This is a genomic window from Janthinobacterium sp. GW460-12-1-14-LB5 (assembly GCF_059423585.1).
Window position 1 is genome coordinate 26,888 of sequence record NZ_JBWKYD010000035.1, and the last position, 22,179, is coordinate 49,066.

General features: G+C 61.0%; 23 protein-coding genes and 1 pseudogene. 11 read left to right on the top strand and 13 right to left on the bottom strand.

Annotated elements, in window-relative coordinates; genetic code table 11:
* The first annotated feature begins 470 nt into the window (after positions 1–470).
* From AC07X6_RS26270 to AC07X6_RS26285, 4 genes are read left to right on the top strand one after another with little or no spacing between them, the layout of a single operon-like run.
* On the top strand, positions 471–842 hold the full coding sequence (locus AC07X6_RS26270; RefSeq protein WP_096234395.1) for a phiTE_015 family protein: 372 nt from the start codon (positions 471–473) through the stop codon (positions 840–842).
* 10 nt (positions 843–852) lie between these two features.
* On the top strand, positions 853–1,041 hold the full coding sequence (locus AC07X6_RS26275; protein ID WP_034782199.1) for a DUF1653 domain-containing protein: 189 nt from the start codon (positions 853–855) through the stop codon (positions 1,039–1,041).
* A gap of 33 nt (positions 1,042–1,074) precedes the next feature.
* Entirely contained in the window at positions 1,075–1,545 is a 471-nt protein-coding gene (locus AC07X6_RS26280; protein ID WP_230538379.1) for a CreA family protein, read from the top strand.
* 11 nt (positions 1,546–1,556) lie between these two features.
* Positions 1,557–2,093, top strand: coding sequence for a hypothetical protein (locus AC07X6_RS26285; RefSeq protein WP_494792907.1), 537 nt, complete (start codon positions 1,557–1,559; stop codon positions 2,091–2,093).
* Positions 2,094–2,282: 189 nt separating this feature from the next.
* On the opposite strand, the gene AC07X6_RS26290 is transcribed toward AC07X6_RS26285, so the two are convergent.
* Positions 2,283–3,776 carry a leucyl aminopeptidase gene (locus tag AC07X6_RS26290; RefSeq protein WP_230538377.1) on the bottom strand — a complete coding sequence of 498 codons (1,494 nt, stop codon included), beginning with the start codon at positions 3,774–3,776 and terminating at the stop codon, positions 2,283–2,285.
* A 67-nt stretch (positions 3,777–3,843) separates the two neighbouring features.
* On the opposite strand from AC07X6_RS26290, the gene lptF reads away from it, so the two are divergent.
* The 4 genes from lptF to AC07X6_RS26310 are packed head-to-tail and all read left to right on the top strand — an operon-like array spanning position 3,844 to position 7,527.
* A complete protein-coding gene (lptF, locus tag AC07X6_RS26295; protein WP_230538376.1) occupies positions 3,844–4,989 on the top strand; it encodes an LPS export ABC transporter permease LptF in 1,146 nt (381 codons plus the stop codon).
* On the top strand, positions 4,986–6,155 hold the full coding sequence (gene lptG, locus AC07X6_RS26300) for an LPS export ABC transporter permease LptG (protein WP_230538375.1): 1,170 nt from the start codon (positions 4,986–4,988) through the stop codon (positions 6,153–6,155). Before lptF ends, lptG begins: the two co-directional genes overlap by 4 nt.
* Entirely contained in the window at positions 6,155–6,562 is a 408-nt protein-coding gene (locus tag AC07X6_RS26305) for a sirohydrochlorin chelatase (protein WP_474295481.1), read from the top strand. The genes lptG and AC07X6_RS26305 overlap by 1 nt, the downstream gene beginning before the upstream one ends.
* Complete coding sequence (locus tag AC07X6_RS26310) at positions 6,559–7,527, top strand: stealth family protein (RefSeq protein WP_494792908.1); 969 nt, start codon at positions 6,559–6,561, stop codon at positions 7,525–7,527. Before AC07X6_RS26305 ends, AC07X6_RS26310 begins: the two co-directional genes overlap by 4 nt.
* On the opposite strand, the gene AC07X6_RS26315 is transcribed toward AC07X6_RS26310, so the two are convergent.
* The 8 genes and pseudogenes from AC07X6_RS26315 to AC07X6_RS26350 all read right to left on the bottom strand — a co-directional run bounded on the left by AC07X6_RS26315 (position 7,524) and on the right by AC07X6_RS26350 (position 15,298).
* Positions 7,524–8,174 (bottom strand): hypothetical protein, encoded by a 651-nt coding sequence (locus tag AC07X6_RS26315; RefSeq protein ID WP_494792909.1) that lies wholly within the window; start codon positions 8,172–8,174, stop codon positions 7,524–7,526. The genes AC07X6_RS26310 and AC07X6_RS26315 overlap by 4 nt on opposite strands.
* 250 nt (positions 8,175–8,424) lie before the next feature.
* Positions 8,425–9,189 carry a uroporphyrinogen-III C-methyltransferase gene (cobA, locus tag AC07X6_RS26320; RefSeq protein ID WP_494792910.1) on the bottom strand — a complete coding sequence of 255 codons (765 nt, stop codon included), beginning with the start codon at positions 9,187–9,189 and terminating at the stop codon, positions 8,425–8,427.
* A gap of 28 nt (positions 9,190–9,217) precedes the next feature.
* Positions 9,218–10,534, bottom strand: coding sequence for a sulfate adenylyltransferase subunit 1 (locus AC07X6_RS26325; protein WP_099665035.1), 1,317 nt, complete (start codon positions 10,532–10,534; stop codon positions 9,218–9,220).
* Positions 10,534–11,448, bottom strand: a pseudogene (gene cysD / locus AC07X6_RS26330) (sulfate adenylyltransferase subunit CysD); the annotation flags it as partial. The pseudogene cysD and the gene AC07X6_RS26325, both read right to left, overlap by 1 nt.
* A 27-nt stretch (positions 11,449–11,475) precedes the next feature.
* Positions 11,476–12,192: a phosphoadenylyl-sulfate reductase gene (locus AC07X6_RS26335; RefSeq protein WP_494792911.1), complete on the bottom strand. Its 717-nt coding sequence runs from the start codon at positions 12,190–12,192 to the stop codon at positions 11,476–11,478.
* Positions 12,193–12,201: 9 nt separating this feature from the next.
* Positions 12,202–12,762 (bottom strand): DUF934 domain-containing protein, encoded by a 561-nt coding sequence (locus tag AC07X6_RS26340; protein ID WP_474295491.1) that lies wholly within the window; start codon positions 12,760–12,762, stop codon positions 12,202–12,204.
* Entirely contained in the window at positions 12,755–14,443 is a 1,689-nt protein-coding gene (locus AC07X6_RS26345) for a nitrite/sulfite reductase (RefSeq protein ID WP_494792912.1), read from the bottom strand. Before AC07X6_RS26345 ends, AC07X6_RS26340 begins: the two co-directional genes overlap by 8 nt.
* An 81-nt stretch (positions 14,444–14,524) precedes the next feature.
* A complete protein-coding gene (locus AC07X6_RS26350; RefSeq protein WP_230538367.1) occupies positions 14,525–15,298 on the bottom strand; it encodes a sulfite exporter TauE/SafE family protein in 774 nt (257 codons plus the stop codon).
* Between the two features lie 160 nt (positions 15,299–15,458).
* On the opposite strand from AC07X6_RS26350, the gene AC07X6_RS26355 reads away from it, so the two are divergent.
* The 3 genes from AC07X6_RS26355 (at position 15,459) to AC07X6_RS26365 (ending at position 18,254) form a co-directional block, all read left to right on the top strand.
* On the top strand, positions 15,459–16,400 hold the full coding sequence (locus AC07X6_RS26355; RefSeq protein WP_034751505.1) for a CysB family HTH-type transcriptional regulator: 942 nt from the start codon (positions 15,459–15,461) through the stop codon (positions 16,398–16,400).
* A gap of 61 nt (positions 16,401–16,461) precedes the next feature.
* Positions 16,462–17,112, top strand: coding sequence for a class I SAM-dependent methyltransferase (locus AC07X6_RS26360; RefSeq protein ID WP_494792913.1), 651 nt, complete (start codon positions 16,462–16,464; stop codon positions 17,110–17,112).
* Between the two features lie 194 nt (positions 17,113–17,306).
* Positions 17,307–18,254 carry a porin gene (locus AC07X6_RS26365; protein WP_051991189.1) on the top strand — a complete coding sequence of 316 codons (948 nt, stop codon included), beginning with the start codon at positions 17,307–17,309 and terminating at the stop codon, positions 18,252–18,254.
* 46 nt (positions 18,255–18,300) lie between these two features.
* Here AC07X6_RS26365 and AC07X6_RS26370 read toward each other — a convergent pair whose 3' ends face one another.
* The 4 genes from AC07X6_RS26370 to AC07X6_RS26385 all read right to left on the bottom strand — a co-directional run.
* A complete protein-coding gene (locus AC07X6_RS26370; RefSeq protein ID WP_230538365.1) occupies positions 18,301–19,482 on the bottom strand; it encodes a PAS domain-containing sensor histidine kinase in 1,182 nt (393 codons plus the stop codon).
* A 163-nt stretch (positions 19,483–19,645) separates the two neighbouring features.
* Complete coding sequence (locus AC07X6_RS26375; RefSeq protein ID WP_034751497.1) at positions 19,646–20,404, bottom strand: LytR/AlgR family response regulator transcription factor; 759 nt, start codon at positions 20,402–20,404, stop codon at positions 19,646–19,648.
* 63 nt (positions 20,405–20,467) lie between these two features.
* Positions 20,468–21,760, bottom strand: a complete 1,293-nt coding sequence (locus AC07X6_RS26380) for a sensor histidine kinase (protein ID WP_230538363.1) — start codon at positions 21,758–21,760, stop codon at positions 20,468–20,470.
* Positions 21,761–21,994: 234 nt separating this feature from the next.
* Positions 21,995–22,179, bottom strand: a 185-nt coding sequence (locus AC07X6_RS26385; RefSeq protein WP_494792914.1) for a hypothetical protein, incomplete at its 5' end; no start/stop codon positions are given.

The window sequence follows — 22,179 nt, forward strand, 5'->3', positions numbered from 1 at the left end:
GCTCACAGGGAAAAAGATATTAATAAAGTATTTATATTTAACCAATCGTGGCGCATGAATATTATGTTTTTGTGTATCATTGATCAACCCCTATGTTTGATTTGGCATAAGTGGCTGGCATGGCAGGCTGCGTCTCGCCGTTTAACGCGACAAAGGTGTAAAGTTTCTCGCTAAAACGCGATAAAAACTACTAAAATGGCACAATGTAACAACTGTGTCACACGGCTTTGTTACAGCCAAGTTAAGAACCGAACAGGAAGCAGTTGTAATTAGTTGTAATTGCTATTCCGATTACATGACCACTGTGCCCGGGGCGGAACGTCAATTCCGCCCCTGGCGCCGCCAGACTTGTTATATAAATTGCAGTACTATATCTATGAGACTGTTTTGCGACATCAATAGATGGTACTATTTTGAAATGTTGCAGTTTTAATAGTGAGACTTGCGCGTAGCATTTGCAAAGGAAGAAAATGCGAACTGCATTTGAAGCGTGGGCGCAGCGTGACGGCCACATTGTGCGGCGAAGAGAAGATAAACCGGATGAGTACCTGATTTTCGAGACCCAGCGCCGCTGGGTTATCTGGCAGGCGGCTCTGACGCATGGCAAGACGGCTGCCAAGCCGCGCGTGAGCGCGGCCGAAAAGGCGGCGAAAGCCCAGCGCGCGCTGGAAATGTCGTCCGACGAGGCAACCGTGCGCAACAAGGTGCTCAATGAGGTGCTCGACGCCTTCAGCGGCGCCGATGGCGCTGCCGGCATGGAAGGCATACTGAAAGTGATCCAGGGCCTGAAGATGAAGCAGAAGGCGCTGGCCGACGACAAGAGCGAAGATTCCACGGCTTGAGGGGGCGGCGATGCGTTATCGGCACTACAAGGGCGGCATTTATGAACTGGTGTGCGAAGCCACGCTGGAAGCGGATCTGACGCCGATGATCGTGTATCGCGCCGCCGACGGTTCCATCTGGACCCGGCCGAAAGACGTGTTCTTTCAGCTGATCGAGGTCGAAGGCGTCATGGTCCAGCGTTTCGCCCCCATCAACTGATGGCCGCCTGCGTGCGTGCCCGGGATTTTCTTCATGCGTAAATTGCTGCCTGCCGCCCTGGTGCTGGCCTTTGCCTGCGCCGCGGCGCATGCCGAAACCATCGGTTCGGTCGACACGGTGTTCAAACTGATCGGCCCTGACCATAAAATCGTCGTCGAAGCGTATGACGACCCGCGCGTCGCCGGCGTCAGCTGCTATCTGTCGCGCGCCAAGACGGGCGGCATCAAGGGTGCCGTCGGCCTGGCCGAAGACAAGGCCGATGCGGCCGTGGCTTGCCGCCAGGTGGGGCCGCTGCAATTCAAGGGCAAGCTGCCGCGCCAGGAAGAAGTGTTTACCGAGCGCGCCTCGATCTTCTTCAAGCACGTGCGCGTCGTGCGCATGGTCGACAGCAAGCGCAATGCGCTCGTCTACCTCGTATATTCCGACCGCCTGATCGAGGGCAGCCCGAAAAACAGCGTCACCGCCGTCGCCGTGCCTGGCGACCAGCCGATTCCCGTCCGTTAAGCGAGCTTCCCATGCGCGTGCCGCTGTCTGCCCCCCTTGCCGCCTTTGCCGCCGGGACGCTGCTGCTGTTCGGCCTGGGCGGCTGCGCCACCCTGACGGGCAATACCGAGCAGATGGTGCTGGTGCAGACCATCCAGGACAACCGCGAACTGACGGGCGCCGGCTGCATCCTCAGCAACGACGTGGGCAAGTGGTTCGTCACCACGCCCGGGCGCATCACCATCCGCAAGAGCCAGGAACCGTTGAAAGTCGACTGCCGCAAGCACGGTTCGCCCGCCATCGCGACGGACGACCACATCGATCCCAAGCTCAATGGCAGCGTCTGGGGCAATGTCATCCTGACCCTGGGCGTCGGCTATTTCGTCGACCGCAATACGGGCGCCGGCTTCGACTACCCGTCCATTTTGACCATCGTCATGCAGGACCCCGCGCGCCTGGCGCCTCCGCCCGCACCGGTTGCCGCGCCGGCGCCCCCGGCCGCCGTGCCGGAAACGGTGGTGCAGCCGAAGGTGGCGCCGTCGCCGTTGCCCAATCCCGTCGTCTACTGATTAATATCCCACGCATGAAAAAACCGCCAGGGTCAGTGACCGTGGCGGCTGCCTTCTTACGTAGCGACGCCTGACAAAACCGTAGCGAGCGGGAGCTAGTGGTGGCCGAGAAGCGCAGCTGTACTTTATGTACAGCGAGCATCGCCGGCCGCCAATAGCCCCGCGCAGCAGGTTTGGTCTGGCGTTCTCTTACACGCGGTTGATGAGGAACGTCGTCAAGAGTGGCACCGGACGGCCGGTCGCGCCCTTCGAGCCGCCCGATTTCCATGCCGTGCCGGCGATGTCCAGATGCGCCCAGGTGTACTTCTTGGTGAAGTTTTCCAGGAAGGCCGCTGCCGTCACCGAACCGCCGCCCGGCGTGCCGATGTTGGCCAGGTCGGCGAAATTCGACTTCAGCTGCTCGTTGTACGCCTCTTCGATCGGCATGCGCCATGCCGTGTCGCTCGATTGCTTGCCCGCTGCCAGCAGTTCATTGGCCAGCTGGTCATGCGCCGCATCGCTGCGCGTAAACAGGCCGCTGTTGTGGTGGCCCAGGGCGACGACGCAAGCGCCCGTCAGCGTGGCGATGTCGACCACGGCTGCCGGCTTGAAGCGTTCGGCGTAGGTCAGCGCGTCGCACAGTACCAGGCGGCCTTCGGCGTCCGTGTTCAGCACTTCAATGGTCAGGCCGTTCATCGAGGTGACGATGTCGCCCGGCTTGGTGGCGCGGCCCGACGGCATGTTTTCGCACGCGGCGATGACGCCGATGACGTTCAGCTTCAGGTTCATTTCGCCGATGGCGCGGAAGGTGCCCAGCACCGAAGCGGCGCCGCACATGTCGTACTTCATTTCATCCATGCCGGGACCGGCCTTGATCGAAATGCCGCCCGTGTCGAAGGTGATGCCCTTGCCGACCAGGACCACCGGCGCATCCTTGGCCTTGCCGCCCATGTGCTTCAGGACGATGAACTTCGGCGGCTGCTCGCTGCCGTTGGTGACGGACAGGAAGCTGCCCATTTTCAGCGCTTCGAGCTGTTTGCGGTCCAGCACTTCGACTTCGAACTTGTAATCCTTGGCCAGCTGCTTGGCCGTGTTGGCCAGGTAGGTCGGATTGGCGATGTTCGCCGGCAGGTCGCCCAGGTTGCGCGTCAGGTCGGAACCGTTGGCGATGGCGATGGCTTGCGCCAGCGCGCCGCGCGTGGCTGCCGTTGCTGGCGCCGACAGGACGATCTTGCGCACGCCTGCTGGCGCCGGATCTTTTTTGCTTTTTTGCGAGTCGCAGCGGTATTCGCTGTCGTGGGCGGCTTGCACCACGCAACGGATTGCCCAATTTACGTCGCGCTCTTTCACTTCGGCCAGCGGTAATGCGATAATGGCGTCCGCAGCGCCCAGCGAGCCGAAGGCCTTGAGTGCGGCCTGTACGCCGGTCGTGAAGCTTTTTTCGCTGACAGTTTCATCGCTGCCCATGCCTACCAGCAGAACACGTTCGGCGGCGACGCCATCGACTGCGCGCAGCAGCAACGTGCTGCCAGGCTTGCCGCTGATGTCGCCGGACTTCAGCGCAGCCGAAATCGCACCCTTGCTGTCCAGCGATTTTGCCGCTGGCGACAGTTTTTTGTTTTCGAATACCGCAACCGCGATGCATCCGCTTTTGGCCGTGCCGAGGGTGCTCTTGGTATCGAATGCTTTTATGCTAAAGTCCATTTGGTTCTCCGTTTTCATTTACTAGTAACGTGTTACTCAACTAACTGACCCGAATTATAAACTCCGAATGATCTTTCAACGCGCCCTTCGACGTGAATTGGCTAGTGCCGCCGGGGCCACCTTCACTGTTTTGTTCAGCATCCTGCTCACCTGGATGCTGATCGGTATTCTCGGCAAGGCGGCGGGCGGCAAGATCGCGTCGTCCGACGTCATGTCCCTGATGGTCTTTTCCGCCCTGATGCAGCTGCCCACCATCATCATCCTCACCGGTTTCATTTCGGTGCTGATGGTCGTCACGCGCAGCTACAAGGAGTCGGAGATGGTGGTGTGGTTCGCTTCCGGCCTGAGCCTGTCGCGCTGGATCTGGCCCGTGCTCAGCTTCGGCCTGCCGCTGGTGCTGGCCACCGGCATCCTGAGCCTGTATGCCACGCCGTGGGCGCAAAAGAAAAGCGATGAATATGTGGCGCGCTTCGAAAAGCGCGAAGACCTGCAGAAAGTCACGCCGGGCCAGTTCCGCGAATCGGCCGGCAGCAACCGCATCTTCTTCGTCGAGGGCGTCAGCGGCGAAAAGAACGTGGTGCAGAACGTCTTCGTCAATACCGTCGATGAAAAAGGCAGCGCCGTCGTCGTCGTCGCCAGGGAAGGCGTGATCAATACCGACGCCAAGGGCGAACGCTTCCTGGTGCTCAAGAGCGGCCGCCGCTACCAGGGCATACCCACGCAGGCCGACTTCCAGACCATGGAATTCGAGCAGTACATCATGCGCATCGAGAGCAAGCAGCAGGCGCTGGGTGCGGAGCTGGGCGTGCGCGCCATGAGCACCATGGCGCTGGTCGCCGAGCCGAATCCCTACACCATGGCCGAATTACTGTGGCGGGTCAGTGCGCCCCTGATTGGCCTGATGCTGATCCTGCTGGCCATTCCGCTGGGCTTTGTCAATCCGCGTGCCGGCAGTTCGACCAACCTGATCATCGCCCTGCTGATTTTCTTTACGTACAGCAACCTTATCAAGGTCATCGAAGCGAGCGTGAAACAGGGGCGCCTGAGTTTTGGCATGGCCTGGTGGCCGCTGCACCTGCTGGCGGCGCTGGCCGTGGTGGCGCTGTTTGCCTGGCGCCTGAATGTGAATCACCGCTATCATCCGCTGGTCCTGCTGGCGGCTTTCAAGCGCGCGCGCCGCGCCGGCAAACCAAGTAAAGCGGTATCGAAATGAAGATTTTACAGCGCTATTTTGCCGTCTCGATATTCCAGGCGGTGCTGTTCGTGCTGCTGGCCTTTCTGGCTTTGCAAGCCTTTATCGACCTGACGGGCGAGCTGCCCAAGGTGGGCCGCAACGGCTACACCATCCAGTATGCCTTCCTGTATGTGCTGGTGCTGGTGCCGGGCCACGTGTACGAGGTGATGCCGATCGCGGCGCTGATCGGCACCATCTACACGATGGCGCAGTTTGCCGCCAGTTCCGAATTTACCATCATGCGCGCTTCAAGCATGTCGACGGCGATGGCGGCCGGTTTCCTGTTCCGCATCGGTATCGTCTTCGTCGTCATCACCTTCATCTTCGGCGAGTTGATCACGCCGCGCACGGAGCCGCTGGCCGAACGCCTCAAGCTGACCTCGCGCGGCGCGGCCGTGTCGAGCGAATTTCGCTCCGGCCTGTGGACCAAGGACATGGTCAAGAGCGAGGGGCTGACGGGCACCGTCACCGGTTCGCGCTTTTTCAATGTCGGCGAAGCGCGTCCGGATGGCCAGCTGAAAAACGTCAAGCTGTATGAATTTGACACCGATATGCGCTTGCGCACCTTGACCGTGGCCAAAGGGGCGACATATCAGGGCAATAATATCTGGCGCCTGACCGACGTGACGGAAACTTCGTTCTCGAACAGCGCGGCGACCTCGCCCGGCTTCGAGCCGAAGCTGGAAAACTACTATGCGCAGGAAACGAGCATGGTGCGTACGGTGCAAAGCGCCAGCAAGGACATGACGTCGGAAGTAACGCCGAAGATCCTGACGGTGTCGGCTTCCGATCCCGAGCGCATGTCGGCCAGCGAACTGGCCGTGTACACGCGCCACCTGGCCGAGAACAAGCAGGAAACGGAGCGCTTCCGCATCGCCTTCTGGAAAAAGCTGATCGATCCGCTGGCCATTTTCGTGCTGATGGCGCTGGCGCTGCCGTTCGCCTACATGCATACGCGCAGCGGCGGCATCAGCCTGAAGATCTTCATCGGCATCATGATCGGCGTGAGCTTCATGCTGGTCAATACGCTGTTCTCGCATCTTGGATTGCTCAGTACCTGGCCGGCCTTCCTGACGGCAGTGGCGCCGAGCGCCCTGTATCTGCTGCTGGCGCTGGGCGCCCTGTGGTGGGTGGAGCGGCACTGATGGAGACGAACGTGAAACAGGCACTGATCTTGTTTGCCCACGGCGCGCGCGCCGCATCGTGGGCCGCGCCCTTTGAGCGCTTGCGCGACCTGACCCAGGCGCGCATGCCCGGCACCAGCGTACACCTGGCCTTCCTGGAACTGATGACGCCACGCCTGCCCGAGCTGGTGGCGACCCTGCTGGCCGAGCTGCCCGCCGGCGCCATCCTGGACGTCACCGTGGTGCCCGTGTTCCTGGGGCAGGGCGGGCATGTGCTGCGCGATTTGCCGCTGCTGCTGGAAGAATTGCGCCAGCAGCATCCGGCACTGCGCCTGAAAGTGGTCGAGGCGGTCGGCGAGAACGCCAGCGTGCTGGCCGCCATGGCCGACTATTGCGTGGCGGCGCCAGGCTCCAGTCCTCTGCCTTGAGCGGCATCGACATCGTCTACCTGTGGGTAGACGGCGCCGATCCCGCCTGGCGCGCGCGCCGGCAGCACGCATATGCGGCCTGGGCGCAGGCGCATCCCGGCCAGCTGGCCTTGCACGGCAACGTGGCGGGCCGCTACCGCGACAACGGCGAACTGCGCTACAACCTGCGCGCGCTCGAGCGCTTCTTTCCCGGCCATGGCCATGTCTACCTGGTGACGGACCGCCAGGTGCCGTCCTGGCTGCGCGCCTCACCGCGCCTGACGGTGATCGACCATGCCAGCCTGATGCCCGGCGCATCGCTGCCAGTGTTTGACTCCGGCCATATCGAATCGTATCTGCACCATATTCCGGGCCTGTCCGAACGCTTCCTGTATTTGAACGACGACGTATTTTTTGGCGCGCCGTTCGAGTCCGCATTCTGGTTCGGAGGGGAAGGGGACCGGCGTCTGAGCGTGTTTACGGAAAGTGCGCCGCAGGACGACGTGCCGGGCTTGCGCGCCGACGTGGCGGCGCCCGTCAATTGCGCCACCCTGTCGCGGCAATGGCTGTCGGCGCAGTACGCCGATTACCTGCATGAACCGCGCCTGTATGCGCATGCGCCGCGGCCCATGCTGAAAAGCGCGCTGTATGACCTGGAAAGGCTGGCGCCGGCCATGTTTGCCGGCGTGCGCGCGACGGTGTTCCGCTCGTGGCAGGTGCCGGCATTGCTGCCCGACCTGGTGCCGCGCTGGATGGTGCATCAGGGGATTGCGCGCTCGCGCATGCTCGACCCGCTGCATATCGCCAGCGGCGATGCGCACGCGCCGCAGCAGCTGGAGGAGCTGGCGGCGCGTTTCGGCAGCTTGCCGTTTTTCTGCATCAACGATACCTGCGACGAGGCCGACGATGACGACCCGCGCCTGCTGCGCGTGGCCGCTACCTTGCAGCGGCTGCTGCCGCTGCCATCTTCATTTGAAAACGCTTAAGCCGATTTCTTTTTTGGCGCCAGGCTGATGCGGGCGGCGGCCGAGCTGTCGGACAGCGAAGCGAGGAACAGCAGCAAATAGGCGCCCAGTTCGAAGACTTCCTCACCCAGCAGCGCGTAGGCGTCCGGCATGCCATGAAAGACCTTCTTGTCGAACGGCCAGCCGGCCACCATCAGCAAGCCGCCGATGGCGGTCAGGATGGTGATGCGCATGCTGAAAATCAGGCCCGCATGGGCAAACACCTTGCGCGCGCGCGGCGCGAAAAAAATCAGCACGCGTATCAGGATCAGCAATTCCACCACGCGCAGGGCTTTTTCCAGCTGCGCCCAGGCGGGCGCCGTGCCGAACTGGTCGATATCGAGTTCGCGCAGCAGGAAACCGAACAGCAGGGCCGACAAGCCCGCATGCATCAGAAAGCGCAGGGACTGGCGGTCCGGCTCCTGCCACGCGCGCACGCCGTGCACCGTGCAGGCCAGGGCCAGGAACAGCGCCTGCAGCCATTCCAATAAATGGTTTTCATCGTCGATATTCGGGAACACCGTCCACAGGGCGATGGAGGCGAGCATGCTGAGCAGCACAGCGCTGGCGACGCCGACATTGCTGCGGCTGAGCGAAGTCAGGGCTTCGCGCATGGAGGTGAAATTCATGTGTGGTCGTAAGGCTAAAGTTGCGCGGCGCGGTATTGCAGCCTGCGGGCGCAGCTTTTTTCGGGGAGATCGCCGGGTGGCCTCCGTCAACCGGAAGACCGCGCGGCAAGCGCTATTATGGCGGGGTGTAGTGTGATTTTATTGCTATCACGCAACAACTTCTCGAGAAAAGATGCGTGAGCATCGTATCATGTTTTCTCTGAGGACGTCGGTTACTGACTTTAAAGTCGGTAAAATACGGTGTATTTATTCAGGCATGGCGCGCCAGCATGGCCGCCGTTTCCGCAATGGCCTGGTGCGCGCGCGCGGCCATGGCGTCGCCCAGCATCACCAGCACGGGGCCATGGGTGTCGCCCAGGCCGTGCGCCAGGGCGCTCAGCGTCAGGCGCACGATGCGCTGATCCGGGCGGCTGCAGTTTTCAATCACCACCACGGGGGTATCGGCCCGGCGGCCCAGGGCCAGCAGGCGCTGCGCCGTGGCGATGGCTTCGCGCCCGCCCATGTATTGCACCAGGGTATCGCAGTCCGGGATGCGCGTCTGCTCCGGTTCGCCCGGCGCCGTGCTGGAGGTGAAAAAGGCCACGCTGCGCGACACGCCCCGCTTGGTCAGCGGCTGCAAGGTGGCCGCCGCCGCCGCCAGGGCCGTGGTAATGCCGGGCACCACTTCCACGGCGATGCCCGCTTCTTCCAGCGCCCGTAATTCCTCGTCGGCGCGGCCGAACAGCATGGGGTCGCCCCCTTTCAGGCGCACGACGACGGCGTGCTTGCGGGCGTTGTCGACCAGCTGCTTGTTGATGAACGCCTGCGCCGTCGACAGCTGGCCGCAGCGCTTGCCGACCAGAATCTTTTGCGCCTTGGGGCACAACTCCAGCATTTCCTCGGTGACCAGCGCGTCGTGCAGCACGACGTCAGCCTGTGCCAGCAGGCGGGCGCCGCGCAAGGTCATCAAGTCTTGCGCGCCGGGACCGGCGCCGATCAGGTAGACCTTGCCGGGGAGAGATGGGGAGCTGTGCATATGGCTGCCTTTCCTGGACGAAGCGGGGTTAGAGCCGGACCATGCCGGCCGCGACCGTCTGGTGGGTGACTTCATCGATCAGGATAAACGCACCGGTGGCGCGGATATCGGCATACGCGTCGGCCGCCAGCGCCTGCTGCACGTTCAGGCTGATGCGGGCGATGTCGTTCAGCTTCAAGCCTTCGGCCGGATGGCGCTGCTGCGTATTAATGTCGAGGATCGATTCGATCGCCGTCACCTTGGCCGCCGTCTGTTTCGTGCCGTGCTTGATCCAGTACTTGCGGCGCAGGTCCAGCGCGTCTTCCGACAGCCAGCACACGTCGGCCACCACCTGTTTCAGCAGGGTGGCAGGGCGCTCGCTGCTGGCCAGCAAGTCGCCGCGCGAGATGTCGAGGTATTCATTCAGCAACAAGGTCACGGACTGGCCCACCACGGCCGTCGGCAGCGAACCGTCCAGGGTGACGATATCTTTGACTGTTGCCGTCTGGCCCGATGGCTGCACCACCAGGGTGTCGCCGATGCTGACCTTGCCCGCCTCGATGCGGCCCATGTAGCCGCGGAAGTCGTTCGCTTCGTGGCCATTGTGGCGCGCCACCAGTTGCACGGGGAAGCGGAATGGCGTGTCGTGCGATTCGTCGTAGACGGACAAGGACTCCAGCAGCTCGATCAGGGTCGGGCCCGTGTACCAGCCCAGCTTGTCGCCGCGTTCGACGACGTTGTCGCCCGTCAAGGCGGACAATGGAATCGGCGTGATGTCCTTCAGACCCAGCGACTGGGCAAATTCGCGGTAGGCGGCGACGATGCGGTTGTACACCGTCTCATCGTAGTCGACCAGGTCCATCTTGTTGACGGCGACGACCACGTGCTCGATCTGCAGCAAATGGGCAATCGTCGAATGACGTTTGGTCTGGATCAACAGTTCCACGCTGCCATCGTCACCGAGTTTAACTTTCGACACGTCGATCAAAATGATGACGGCGTCGGCCGTGGACGCCCCCGTGACCATGTTGCGCGTGTACTGTTCATGGCCCGGCGTGTCGGCGATGATGAATTTGCGTTTCGGCGTGGCAAAGTAGCGGTAAGCCACGTCGATGGTGATGCCTTGCTCGCGTTCCGCTTCCAGGCCGTCGGTCAGCAGCGACAGGTCGACCGTGTCGCCCACCGTGCGCTTGTGCTTGGAGCGTGACATGGCGTCGAGCTGGTCGGCGAAGATGCCCTTGCTGTCGAACAGCAAACGGCCGATCAGGGTGCTCTTGCCGTCATCGACGGAACCGGCCGTGATAAAACGCAACATGCCGCGTTCGACGCTGTCGGTGAGATTGGTGTTCTGGATTGCTGCGTTCATTAGAAATACCCTGCTTTCTTGCGTTTTTCCATCGAGGCTTCGGAAGTCTGGTCATCCATGCGGGTGGCGCCCCGCTCCGTGATTTGCGTGATTGCCGTCTCGGCGATGATGGCGTCGACGGTGGCCGCATCGGATGACACGGGGCAGGTGCACGAGATGTCGCCCACCGTGCGGAAGCGCACGACTTGCGTTTCCACCGTTTCGCCTTCGCGCGGCGGCGTCAGATCCGTCAGCGGCACCAATAAACCATTGCGCGGGATCACCTGGCGCTCGTGCGCGAAGTAGATCGGCGGCAATTCCAGTTGCTCGCGGGCGATGTATTGCCACACGTCCAGCTCCGTCCAGTTCGAGATGGGAAACACGCGCATGTTTTCACCGGGATGCACGCGGGTGTTATACAAGTCCCACAGCTCGGGACGCTGGGCTTTCGGGTCCCAGGCGCCGAATTCGTCGCGGAAGGAAAAGATGCGTTCCTTGGCGCGGGCCTTCTCTTCGTCGCGGCGGGCGCCGCCGATGCAGGCGTCAAAACCGTGTTCGGCGATGGTTTCCAGCAAGGTCACGGCTTGGGCCGCATTGCGCGAATCCGTGGCCGGGTTGCGCAGGCGCACGGTGCCGCGCTTGATGGAATCTTCCACGGAGCCGACAATCAGGCGCTCGCCCAGTTCCGCCACTTTCTTGTCGCGGAAAGTAATGACTTCCGGAAAGTTATGGCCCGTGTCGATATGCACGAGGGGAAACGGGAACTTGCCTGGGCGGAAGGCCTTCTCGGCCAAACGCAGCAGGACGACGGAATCCTTGCCGCCGGAAAACAGCAGCGCGGGGTTGGCCGATTCGGCCGCCACTTCGCGCATGATGTGGATGGCTTCCGATTCAAGGCTGTCGAGGTGACGCTGGTTCAAAATATTGCTCATATTGGATGCTTTCTTGTTCTGTGTGTCTGTTCAGGCTGCCACGGATTTGATGCGGATCAACTTGCCGTCCACCATGTGCAGGCCGCATTCCTTGGAATCGGGATTTTCCCACCACCAGCGTCCGGCGCGCACGTCTTCGCCCGGCTGCACGGCCCGCGTGCAAGGTTCGCAGCCGATGGACGGGTAGCCCTGGTCGTGCAGCGCGTTGTAGGGCACGTCGTTGGCACGGATATAGTCCCACACATCCTGCTCGGACCAGTCGGCCAGCGGGTTGAATTTCGTCATCGCGTGCGCCGCATCGTCTTCCTGCACGTGCAATTCGGCGCGCGTGGTGGACTGGGCGCGGCGCTGGCCCGTCACCCAGGCCTTGTTGCCGGCCAGGGCGCGGCCCAGCGGCTCGACCTTGCGGATGCGGCAGCATTCGCGGCGCATCTCGACACTATTGTAGAACGCGTTCAGGCCGTTCTGTTCCACGTAGGCGGCAACAAGCTCCGGCTGCGGGCGGTACAGCGTGATATCGTGGTCGTAGCGGGTTTTGACCTTGTCGAGCACGGCCAGGGTTTCCTGGTGCAGCCGGCCCGTTTCCAGGGAAAAGATGCCGATGGGCAGCTTTGCCTTGAGAATCATGTCGGTCAGCACCATGTCTTCGGCTGCCAGGCTGGACGCGAACACGGCCGGCGAAAAATCCGCGGCGATGCGTGTCAGCGTTTGCTCGGTGGCGTGAATCAAAGAAGTCAGATCGCTCATGATTGGTCCTCAGATGCCGGCCGCGTTGTCGAGGTCAGGATTCTGGCCTTCGCGGTGGTGGCGGCGGAACAGCGGCGATTTCTGGTCCCACGACGCCTGGTAGGTTTCCGAAAAGACCGACAAACCTTTCAGGGCGTCATGGATGCTGCGGTCCGGGCGCGTCGCATACGCGTCAAAGCCGACCCGGTGCATGGAAAACAGCTGGTCGCGCAGCACGTCGCCGATGGCGCGTAATTCTCCGCGGAAACCCAGGCGGGCGCGCAGGTTGAAGGCGATGGAATAGCCGCGGCCATCCGTGAATTTCGGAAAATCCACGCCGATGACGGGCAACACATCCACGTCGGCCGCCAATTCTTCCGGGCGCTCGTCGCTGGCCAGCCAGACGCCGATGTCGGGCAGGCGCGCGGCCAGGGTTGCGCGCTGGGCTTGCCAAACGAGCAAGGGGACGATGACCTTGCCTGCAGGCACGACGACCGTTTCCGGCGTGTCGGTCTCATCGAGGCGCAGCAAGCCCCAGGTATTTGGCACCACGGCGGCGTTCTTGATGATTTCTTCGCGTACTTCAAACATATTCGTCTTCTCCCACCAGGTTGCCGACCGTGATCGGCGTTGCATATACGTGTTCCTTGAACGGCGCCAGGCCCAGGCGCTGGGCCGTGTCGACGAAGCGCTCGCCTTCATGGCGGTCGCGCACGTAGACGTGCAGCAGGCGGCCGATGACTTCAGGCATCTGCAGGGAAGAGAACGATGGTCCGATGATCTTGCCGATGGCCGCGTTGTTGCCTTGCGCGCCGCCGATCGACACTTGATACCATTCGCTGCCATCCTTGTCGACGCCGAGGATGCCGATGCTGCCCACGTGATGGTGGCCGCAGGCATTGATGCAGCCGGAAATATTCAGTTCGATCTCGCCGATGTCGTGCTGGAAGTCGATGCTGTCGAAGCGCTCGGCGATGGCGGCCGCGATCGGCAGCGACTTGGCGTTCGCCAGCGAGCAGAAATCGCCGCCCGGGCAGCAGATCATGTCCGTCAGCAAGCCGATGTTCGGCGTGGCCAGGCCGTGCGCCTTGGCTTCCTGCCACAGTGCGAACAGTTTCGACTGCTCCACATCGGCCAGCACCAGGTTTTGCTCGTGTGTCACGCGCAGTTCGCCAAAGCTGTAGCGGTCGGCCAGATCCGCCACGAAGTCGATCTGCTCGGCCGTCGCGTCGCCTGGCGGCACGCCCGTTTTCTTCAGGGACAGTACCACGGCCACGTAGCCGGGGCGCTGGTGCGGCTTGACGTTGCGCGCCAGCCAGTTGACATAGGCCTTGTTGTCCGCATGTTCCGTCTTGTAGTCGAGTTCCGGCAGGGCCAGGTAGGCGGGCGGATTGAAGAAGTCCGCCACGCGCTGCATTTCCTCTGCCGTCAAGGTTTCCGGACCGTCCTTCAGGTCGACCCATTCCGCTTCCACCTGGCGCGTGAATTCTTCCACGCCGATGGCTTTCAGCAAGATCTTGATGCGCGCCTTGTATTTGTTGTCGCGGCGGCCGTGCAGGTTGTACACGCGCATGATGGCCTGGATGTACGTCAGCAAATGCTGCCATGGCAGGAAGTCGCGCACGACGCTGCCCAGGATAGGCGTGCGGCCCATGCCGCCGCCCGCCATCACCTTGAAGCCCACTTCGCCAGCTGCGTTGCGCACGGCCGTCAAGCCGATGTCGTGCACGGCGATGGCGGCGCGGTCTTCCTCGGCGCCATTGATGGCGACCTTGAATTTACGTGGCAGGGCGATGAATTCGGGGTGGAAGGTGCTCCACTGGCGCAATACTTCCGCGTACGGGCGCGGATCGATGATTTCATCGGCGGCCACGCCGGCGAACGGGTCCGATGTTGTATTACGGATACAGTTGCCGGAAGTCTGGATCGCGTGCATTTCCACGGACGCCAGGTCCGTCAGGATATCGGGCGTCTGTTCCAGCTCGATCCAGTTGAACTGGATGTTCTGGCGCGTGGTGAAGTGGCCATAGCCGCGGTCATACTTGCGCGCGATGTGCGCGAACATGCGCATCTGCTTGGACGACAGCAAGCCGTACGGCACGGCGATGCGCAGCATGTAGGCGTGGCGTTGCATGTACAGGCCGTTTTGCAGGCGCAGCGGAATGAATTCCTCTTCCGTCAGTTCATTGGCGATACGGCGCGCAACCTGGTCTCGGTACTGGGCGATGCGTTCTTTGATGATGAGGTGGTCGTACTGATCGTAATGGTACATATCAATTCCTAAAAAAGCCGGGGTGCTGGAAGATTGCCTGGGATTATGTTCTTGATACTGCTCTTGTCACTTGTTCGGTCATTAATAGATTAGCTTCACTGCCACGCCGGTCAAGGTCATCGCCAGCAAGACTCTTAAAAACTTTTCCGGCACGGAGCGGGCGACCCAGGAGCCGAGGGTGATGCCAGGCAGGGAGCCGACCAGCAAGGAAGCCAGCAATTCCCAGTGGATGGAGCCGAGCCACCAGTGACCGAGGGCAGCGATGGCCGTCAGGGGCACGGCGTAGGCGATGTCGGTGCCCGCCACTTCGGCCGAGCTCATGCGTGGATACAGCATCACCAGCAAGGTGGCGCCGATGGCGCCGGCGCCGATCGACGAGACCGTCACCAGCACGCCCAGCACGGCGCCGGCGATGATGGTCGCGGCGGCAAGCTTGTTTCCTTGCAATTGTTTCTCGGGGTGCGCATTGATCCAGGCCAGCATGCGGCCCTTGAAAATGAGTGCCACGACGGTCAGCAGCACGGAGCCGGCGATCGAGTAACGGATGATCTGGCCGATTTCCGGCGACAGGGTGCCGAACGATTTCAGCGCCAGGGTCGCGATGACGGCGGCGGGCAGGGCGCCCATGCACAGGCGCTTGACGATATCCCAGCGGATGGTGCCGCGCAGGCGGTGCGTCAGGGTGCCCGCGCTCTTGGTGATCGAGGCGAAGGCCAGGTCCGTGCCCACGGCCACGGAGGGCGGCACGCCAAACAGCAAGGTTAACAGCGGCGTCATCAGCGAACCGCCGCCCACGCCGGTCATTCCTACGAGTAATCCTACGGCAAATCCTGAGACTATATAAGACAAAGTCATGCTTGCACCCCCAAAGTACTCGCAATAGTAATAAACTTAGTGTTTATTCCAAACTACTAAGTACGCATTTGCTTATATGCGATATGCGTATATGCATGCATGCAAAATCATGGGTGGGGCGGAAACTCGGCAAATCACGGCAATCTAGGGCAAACCAGCAATGAATCTCCATCAACTGCGCTTCGTGCGCGAAGCGGTCCGGCAGAACTACAACCTGACGGACGCCGCCAAGGCATTATTTACGTCGCAACCGGGCGTATCGAAAGCCATCATCGAGCTGGAAGAGGAACTGGGCGTGGATATTTTCACGCGCCACGGCAAGCGCATCCGCGGCTTGACGGAGCCGGGCCGCCTGGTGCTGGAGTCCGTCGAGCTGATCATGCAGGAAATCGACAGCATGAAGCGCATCGGCAAGGAATTCGCGGCGCAGGACAGCGGCAGCTTCACCATTGCCACCACGCATACGCAGGCGCGCTACACCTTGCCCAAGGTCGTGCAAGCCTTCATGCTGAAGTTCCCGAAGGTCAGATTGTCATTGCTGCAAGGCAATCCGCGCCAGATCGCCGAGATGGTGCAGCGCGACCAGGCGGATCTCGCCATCGCCACGGAATCGATCGCCGCCATCGATGGCCTGATCACCTTGCCATGCTATCAATGGGAACACGTGGTGGTGGTGCCGGTCGACCATCCGCTGCTCAAATCGAAGTCCGTGACCCTGGAAGAAATCGCCGCCTTCCCGCTGATTACCTATGACAGCGCGTTCGCCGGACGCAACAAGATCGACCACGCTTTCGTGCTGCGCGGCCTGAAGCCGGACATCTTGCTGGAAGCCATCGACGCCGACGTGATCAAGACTTATGTCGAGTTGGGCATGGGGATTGGTATCATAGCGGGTATGGCCTTCGATGCCGAGCGCGACAAAGGCTTGCGCGCCATCCCTGTCGGCCACCTGTTCGGCATGAATGTGTCGCGCGTGGCCGTCAAGCAGGGCGCGTATTTGCGCAGCTATATTTATACCTTTATCGAGTTGCTGACGCCGACCCTGAATCGCAAGCTCATCGAGCAGGCGATGAGCGGTGATAAAGAGCACTACGAACTATAACAATGCATGAAGTCGGCCGGGCGATGTGCCTGGCCAAGATTATTTAAGAAGAGAAGAAACAATGATTACCGATCAGCTTGCCAAATATTACGCCACCATCGCGCAGCAGTACGAGCGCGTCTATGACAAGCCCGAACGCCAGGAAGACCTGGAAGTGTTGCGCGACAAGGTCGCCGACGTGCTGGAAGGCCACACCGTGCTGGAACTGGCTTGCGGCACGGGCTACTGGACGGAAGTGGTCGCCGAGTCGGCCGAGTCCGTGCTGGCCACCGATATCAACGATGAAATGCTGGCGCTGGCCCAGGCCCGCGACTTGCCTGACAACGTCACGTTTGCCAAGCTCGACGCATTCAACTTGCCCGACGACCTGCAGGGCAAGTTCACGGCCGTGTTCGCCGGCTTCTGGTGGTCGCACGTCAAGCGCGAAGACCAGGACAAATACCTGAAGCAATTGCGCAGCAAGCTGGGCAAGGACATCCTGCTGGTACTGATCGACAATTCCTATGTCGATGGCAGCAGCACCGTGATCGCGCGCACCGACCTGGAAGGCAATACGCACCAGTTCCGCACGACGGATGGGGGCGAGCGCTATGAAGTGCTGAAGAATTTCCCGTCGGATAGCCACCTGCGCAAGAAGTTCGCCCATTCGGCCCGCGAAATCCGCATGAAGCGCCTGGAATACTACTGGCTGCTGAGCTGCCGCCTGAAGTAAGGCCGGCACGGCAAGACAAACCGCCTGCGGGCGGTTTTTTTTCGTCTGTTGTTTTTATCTGACATGATGTTGTGCCAGAAAGCAACATCTTGTCGATGTCATATTGTTGAAGTATTTCGTGGGCATGATTCGGTTCAGCAGCTAAGCAGCTCAGCAGCAGCTCAACTTGTCCAACCTAATGTAGAGAATCTCAAGTGAAAAAAATTACTCTGGCAGCATTGATCATCGGCACCTTCGCAGCAGCTACGGCACAAGCACAATCGAACGTCACCGTGTATGGCCTGGTTGACCTCGGCATTGCCAAGACCACTGGCCAGCCGACGGTACAACGCGAAAACAATGCGTCGCGCCTCGGTTTCAAGGGTACGGAAGATCTGGGTGGCGGCCTGTCCGCAATTTTCAACCTGGAAAGTGAATTCCTGGCCGACACCGGCGCGCAAAAAGGCGTGTTGTTCGACCGTCAAGCGTATGTGGGCTTGAAAGGCGCGTTTGGTACCGCCATCCTGGGCCGCACCAAGAATCTGGTCGATGGCACCATCGCCCGCGTCGACCCATTCAACACTTACGGCGTGGTCGGCAAGAACAATGAAACCCTGCTGCGTTCGGGCGTCGGCACGTCGCGCGTCAACAATGCCGTGACCTACAACAGCCCAAGCTTTGACGGTTTCGTGGGCAGCCTGCAATACGTGTTGAGCGAAGTCAACAGCGCTGACGCAGGCGTGATTGGCCTGGCAACCTACGACAATGGCCCGATCAGCTTGCACGCCGGCTACGAAAAAGCCGTGCAGGCAACGGCAACGGCAGCCAAGCCTGACCTGTGGTCCATCGGTGGCGGCTATAAATTCGGCCCAGCCAAGATCACGGCCGCTTACTCGAAAGGCGACACCAAGGTTGCCACGACTGGCGAATTCAAGTCCTACCTGATCGGCCTGAACTACACGGTTGGCGGCGGCGATGCCAAAGTGTCGTATGGCAAGCAAGAGCAAAGCAACAACAAGTTCAAGGATCAGGACACCATCAAGGAATTCGGCGTCGGTTACGACTACCACCTGTCGAAGCGCACCGATGTGTACGCTTACGCTGGCCGCGAGCGCGTCAAGTCGCTGACCTCGTACCAGATCGGTCTGGCACACAAGTTCTAAGCAGCATTCGCTGTAACGAAGCAAAGGCGCCTGCGGGCGCCTTTTTTTATTGCATCGCCGCTGCTGGCACTTCCTTATGCATGGGCAGCGAGATGTCGATGCGTGTGCCGCCCAGTTCGCTATCGGCGCCGATATGGATGCTGCCGTTCAAGCCCCACACCCGTTCGCGCATGCCCAGCAGCCCCAGTGCCGTGGCTTTTTCCAGGTCTTGCTCGGCAATGCCGCGGCCGTCATCCTGGATGGTGATGGCCAGCGAGGAATCGATGCGGTGCAGGGCGATGGTGATATGGTTCGCTTCGGCATGGCGCGCGATATTCGTCAGTGCTTCCTGCACGATGCGGTAGATGGCCGTGCTGCGCGCATCGTCGAGCACCAGGTCGGCCTCGTCGGCCAGCAAGTCGAAATGGATGGCGCGGCGCAGCAGGAAGTCGTGGCGCAGTTTTTGCAGTGCAAAATACAAGCCCCCTTCGTCGAGTGCGCGCGGACGCAGGTTGCTGGCGATGCGCCGCAGCGAGGTGATGGCTGTCACCAGCAAGCCGTCCATGTTTTGCAGCAACGCTTGCAGGGGCACGGTCGTGTCCGTATGCTGGCGCACCAGGGTCAGGTCGACGCGCAAGGTGGCCAGTAATTGTCCCAGGTCATCATGCAGCTCGCGCGCGATATGCTTGCGCTCTTCTTCGCGGATGGATTGCAGCGCGCTCGACAATTCACGCAGTTGCGAAAAGGAGCGGGCCAGCTGTTCATGCATCTGCTGGCGCGCGGTAATGTCGCGCACGATGATGGTAAACACGCTCTGGCCGTTTTCCTGCATGGCCGAGAGCGAACCTTCGAGGGGAAACATGGCGCCATCGCTGCGCCGGCCCGTCAAGGTGTAATCGGTGGCGCGCCGGCCCGTCAGGCGCAGCTCCTGGCTGATGTCATCGAACGGCGGATCGCCTTCATGCCTGCCCAGGCTGCGCAAGTCGCGCAGGATATAGTGGCCCAGGCGCATGCCGCGCATGCCGGCCGGCGTGTCGTCGAACAACCTGGCTGCCGCCGCGTTCGCATGCAGGATGATTTGCCGGCTGTCGATGCTGATGATGGCGTCGCTGGCGCTGTCGATGATGGCTTGTCCGCGCGCCTGCCGTTGCCGGCGGGCTTTCAGTGGAGGAAACAAGCACAGCAAAAGCGCCGCCGCCATGCCCAGCGGCAAGATGCGCAGCAGTGCAGGACTGCCTCGGTCGGGCATGGGGTTCTCCTTGCAATGTGTACGAAGGCAGGCAAGACAGGGATGGCGGGCAGGACTTTATCTAGCCTATGCCTGTTGGCGCGGCGTGGCTTGATGTGGCGCAGGAAGGGGAGCGGAAGAGATCAATACGCCGCGCCGGCAAGGCCGGGCGGCGGCGAGCGATTTACATTTGCTTGAACAGGTGCAGGAAACTGCGGCTCACTTCGAGCTTGTCGGATTTGCCCTTGATGAGCACCAGGTGGCGGCCGCGGATGTCGCGCGTCACGCCTTCGATGGCATTCACGTTGACCAGGGTGGCGCGGTGGATTTGCCAGAACAGCGAAGGGTCGAGCTCTTCGGCCAGGTCGCGCACGGGCTTGCGGATCAGCGCCTCATACTTGGCTGTCTGCACGCAGGTGTATTTCTCGTCAGAACGGAAAAATAAAATCTCTTCCACGGGAATCATGCGCAAGTCCTGGCCGATGCTGGCCTGTATCCATTGCAAATACGTGGGCTTGGCCGTGATTTTCTCCGCCAGCTGCGACAGCATGGCCGTGACGCTGCTGTTGACGTCCAGCGCCGGCTTGTTCAAGTGCGTTTTCAGGCGTTCCACCGTCACCAGCAGGCGCTCATGCTCGGGCGGCTTGAGCACGTAGTCGACGGCGCCCCGTTCGAACGCTTCGACGGCGTGGCTATCATAGGCCGTGACGAAGACGATATGGGTCTTGCTGCCTATTACCTGCGCCGCTTCCATGCCCGTCTTGCCGGGCATGCGGATATCGAGGAAGGCAAAGTCGGGCTTGAGTTGTTCCACCAGTTCGATCGCTTCGTCGCCATTCTTGGCTTCGCCGATGATTTCCAGTTCGGGCCAGGCCTGGCCCAGGCGCAGGCGCAGCTGGTCGCGCATCAGTCTTTCGTCGTCGGCAATAATAGCGGTAGGCATAAGTCTCAAGTGTGAACAGGCGAAGATTGATTATTCAATGATTTAGCGTTTTTATCAACTGTCTTATTTGGACAGCTGATACGGCACTTCGATCACGGCGCACACGCCGGAGGGTTGATTTGGCGTAATGGTCAGGCTGCCTTGGTCGCCATGCAACAGTTTCAGGCGTTCGCGGATGGTGGGCAAGCCCAGGCCCGTGCCATCGCTGGGCACGACGCCAAAGCCGAGGCCGTCATCGGTGACGGTGACACGCAGCTTGCTGTGCGCCACTTCAGCCACGATGCGCAAGGTGCCGCCTTCCGGCTTGACTTCCAGGCCGTGCTTGATGGCATTTTCCACCATCGATTGCAGCATCATGGGCGGGAAGGCTGCGCTGCGCAGGCCGTCAGGAATCTGGAAGTCGACGGTCAGGCGTTCTTCCATGCGCATTTTCAGCAGGTTCAAGTACGCTTGCACCATGTCCGCTTCGCGGCCCAGGTTGGTAATCAGCGCGTTGTCGCGCATTTGCGGCAGCACGGCGCGCAGATACTGGATCAGGCTGCGTTGCATCTTGGCCGCGCGCGGCGGGTCGACCTGGATCAGGTGCTCGACGGAAGCAAGCGTATTGAACAGGAAGTGCGGCTCGACTTGCGCCTGCATCATCTGCATCTTCGCTTCGCTGAGCTGGCGCTGCATGGATTCGCGCTCGGCCGCTTCATTCGCCGTGACGGTTTCCGCTTCGGCGCGTTTCTTGCCGCCGACCAGGGCTTTCATGGCGAACAGGGCCAATACCAGCAGCGAGACGAAGCTCTTGAACCAGGTGGAAGCTTGCTGGTGGTAGCGTGAAACCTTTTGCTCCGCAGCATCATCGACCGCTTCTTCGATGGCATTCGACAGCTCTTCGCCGATTTGCGGGGGCAGTTCGATATGGACTTCTTCTCCCGAAGCATTGGTGGTCACCGGATAGCTGGGCTTGGCGGGGGCGGCTGGCGGCTCGGGCGGTGCCGGCGGCACCGCGTTTGCGTGCTCGTCCGCCTCAGCGGCATCGGCCGGTTCGCTGGCCGCATCGGTGGCGCTGCCACGCCGATTCTTGCTGTTGCGGGGATTAAAATGGATGCCCGTATCGTCGATCAGGATATTGGTTTCCCCCGAGCCCTTATTGCTGCGTTTGTGCGACTTGATGACCACTTCTTCGTCCGGACTGGACGAGAACAGTTCATCTTGCAAAATGGAGCCGGCGATCAGGGCCAGTGCAGCGAACAGGAAAAATTTCCACCAGGACAGCTGGGTGACCCAGGTCGTCGTCGCGTCGAATGCCCGCTGCAACCAGGCGAGGATGGTCTTCAACAGTTGAGGCAGGCTGGAAATCGGGAGCATGTGGACGCTTTCAAATACAAGATACAAGAGTTAATCGACGCGGCGGACAAGTTTAACCTGTTGTTGCGCCGTGTCAGAGTCTGATGTTGCCACTGTGCCTAAAGCCATGGCCCGACGCCAGCCCCTTGCGACAGGCTGCACAAAAGGGCGCTTGAAGTGAGTGCTTTGCCTGCTGGGCGGAGAGTTGTTCGGATGGGGCTGCAAAATAGCCCTTGCGGCGCGCGCAGGGCAGGGCTATAATTCGCCCCCTCGCTGAACGACGCATGTAAATGCCGAGTAAAGCAGGGTGAAAAAAGAAGGTTGACGAATTAGCCGAAACGCTTCATACTCTTCCTTCTTCGCAGCTGACAAACACAACGCTTTGTCGATAGCGCGAGAGTGGTAAATAAGCAGTACCGAATACAGTTCTTTAACAATTA